3 protein-coding genes are annotated in these 2,512 nt (G+C 62.5%); 1 reads left to right on the top strand and 2 read right to left on the bottom strand.

What is annotated here, in order from left to right; all coding sequences use genetic code 11:
* Nucleotides 1–142: 142 nt before the first annotated feature.
* Entirely contained in the window at nucleotides 143–715 is a 573-nt protein-coding gene (locus tag BST28_RS22770) for a PIN domain-containing protein (protein WP_065289721.1), read from the bottom strand.
* A gap of 11 nt (nucleotides 716–726) precedes the next feature.
* Entirely contained in the window at nucleotides 727–1,263 is a 537-nt protein-coding gene (locus BST28_RS22765) for a helix-turn-helix domain-containing protein (protein ID WP_065289722.1), read from the bottom strand.
* Between the two features lie 627 nt (nucleotides 1,264–1,890).
* Between BST28_RS22765 and BST28_RS22760 the strand changes: the two genes are divergently transcribed.
* Nucleotides 1,891–2,358, top strand: coding sequence for a hypothetical protein (locus tag BST28_RS22760; RefSeq protein ID WP_019738587.1), 468 nt, complete (start codon nucleotides 1,891–1,893; stop codon nucleotides 2,356–2,358).
* The last annotated feature ends 154 nt before the right edge of the window (nucleotides 2,359–2,512 follow it).

Below are 2,512 nucleotides of genomic sequence, written 5' to 3'. Positions count from 1 at the left end.
GCCTGGTCATTGGCGGCGGCACGTGCCTGTTCCTCACTCAGCTGAAGAAGACGACGCAAACGCACATTGTCGGCGCGTAACGTGTCCAGCTCGCCGGGGAAATTCTCGGTACCGCTAACGATCACTCCTCCTTGAATAGCGGCTATATGACGCCGCGGATGAGTTCGACGGCCTCGAACATGGCGTAGCGTGCCATGAGGTGGTCGAGGATCTCGTCGACACTGGACGAAGGCCGAATGAATCTGGAAGCCATGGCAATCACTGCGCGATAGGCGACGTCGGGGGACACCGCGACGGTGTCGCCGGCGAACTGAGCCGGTGAGGTCACCGTGAGTAGTTTTGGGATCTTTGACGGGGGAAAGTCCTTCAAATTATTGGTGACGATCACGTCCGCTCCGCCAACCAGTGCAGCGGCAACAACGTGTTCGTCATCGATATCGGGCAGCCCAAACGTGCCTTCAAGGCTTTCCCAGTTCACCACGATGGCGTCATCGAAAGCTGTGCTCATGCGATCGACCAGGTGTTGCGCTCGCTGTGCCGCGGGGGCTGGGTCGTGACCGCGGCCGATGAGCTTCTGTGCTTCGTGGTAACGCAATTCATCGAGGATCGCTGTTGACCACAGCGGTCGGTACAACCCCTCGGCTGCCAGCGACAGCAGGAAATCCCGCTGCAGGCTTGGCCACAGCACTGAGGTGTCCAACAGCGCAGCGAACATTTTCGGTGTTGTCAGCGGGTGGTGGCGTTGGCGCGCCGCCGCTCGGCGACGACGCGGCGCGCCTCACGCAGCTGCTGGCGAACGACTTCCGGGTCGTCGTCAGCGTCGATGTCGACCGCGGTGGCCGCCAGCGCCTCGTACTGGCGATTGCGACGTTGCTCGCGGTAGGTGAGAACGTCGTCGAGCAACAGTCGATGGCGATTGCCGATCCGCTCAGCTGGCAACGTACCGTCGGTGATCAGGCGGACCACCGTCGGGCGGCTGACTCCCAACAGGTCTGCGGCTTGTTGGGTGGTCAGCTTCATCGTCTGTGGCGCGATGGTGACGGCCTTGCCGGCATGGAGTGCGGCCACCACTTTTTTCAGCGCTTGATGCACTGTCGGCGGTAGTTCGATCCGGTCGTGCTCGTCGACGCCTACGAGCGCATAACGAGGCGAGGCGGCCGACCCGCGCACCCGCTCATGAGCGGCGAGGAACCCGACGACGAGGGCCATCTCGTCACGCCCTTCCGGGACGAACGTTGCCGACTCGACCACCTCTGCGCTCACTCCGGGCTCCTATTCAACCAAAACGAAATAAATTTCGGAATGTTCGAATAATACCCCGTCTCCGTCGGAACTGCACGGCCGGATCGCAGGACAACGGCCGCTGGAATTTGGGCGGCGAAGAGCACGGCAACCCGGCCCCTGGGGTGCGGGACCACCCAGGGACCACACGTCATGCGCGATGCTGAACGACCTGCAGGTCCGTGAACGTCACGCAACTCGTCATCACGGCGACAACCGTCGCCGACCTGGGGAAACGCGCTACCGGTACTTCCTGGTGGTCAAGTGGTCGCAGGTTCAAATCCTGTCAGCCCGACGCAGGTCAGAACGTGTTTTTGCGCCTTGCATGGCGTTGCAAGTCTTCGACGAACGCCCGTTTGTACGCCTACCGGAGCTATGGTGCCGGTAGGCGCCAGTGATAACGAAACACGGTTTCACGGCCCGACGGCGCAGCGGGGCTCTGAAGGCGCCGTCGCCTCCGACATCGAGCGGTTGGAGGCGGCGAAGGTTGGGGTGGGCGCGATCAGTAGGCACCTCTGCAATGCATACCGACGTGGAAAGTGTCTGTTGCATATTCCGGGGCTGCGTGGCGGACTGCGAGCGGGAGTATCGCAAGTTAATTTGTCGACCATGATGAACGAAGAACAGCTCCGGCAGATCGCCAGGGACGTGTTCCCAGACTGGTCGCGGCCGCCCAGGATCGTGGTTGAGCAGATCGGCGAGCTGGTTAGGCGATGGCCCGTGGAAGGATTCGCCCGCGAAACGCTGCCAGATCAGCAGCGCCGTCTTGTGTGGATCGACGGGCACGTGATCGGACAGCTGGACTACATTGCGGACGCCGCGGAGGAGCAGAATCTGGATGCGCTGATCCGGCCGCTGAGCCAGGTCACTGGGGTCGCTGTGGACCTTTGTGGTTCGGCGGATACTTTCGGGCAGCGAACGTATCGGCGTGGAGTGGTGGTGCGCTTTGCATCGGGGAATCCGATTGATGTCGACACGAGCCAACACACGAATGACAGTCTTCGGGGTCACGCCGACCGGTTCATCGATCGGGTACTCGACGCACTAGCGGGCGCATCTGCCGGGGGACCTCAGTAGAGGGCCGCCCCAAACACGCTGGGGGGTCGGTCGCCGGGAATCTGGCGATCGCCAGTTGGGTGTCGGTCAGTAAGCGCCTAGGGCGTGTCTCCTGATTTGCTGGCGTCGACTCGCGTGTGGATGACGGCGGCGACCAACAGGACGCCGCCGAGGT

Source organism: Mycolicibacter kumamotonensis, from assembly GCF_002086285.1.
GTDB lineage: Bacteria > Actinomycetota > Actinomycetes > Mycobacteriales > Mycobacteriaceae > Mycobacterium > Mycobacterium kumamotonense.
Note: the sequence above shows the minus strand (reverse complement) of the source record. Positions and strands in the feature narration are given on the sequence as shown.

Coding starts and splice junctions, on each gene's coding strand:
- BST28_RS22770 (WP_065289721.1), bottom strand. CDS start 715: ATGTTCGCTGCGCTGTTGGACACCTCAGTGCTGTGGCCAAGCCTGCAG.
- BST28_RS22760 (WP_019738587.1), top strand. CDS start 1,891: ATGATGAACGAAGAACAGCTCCGGCAGATCGCCAGGGACGTGTTCCCA.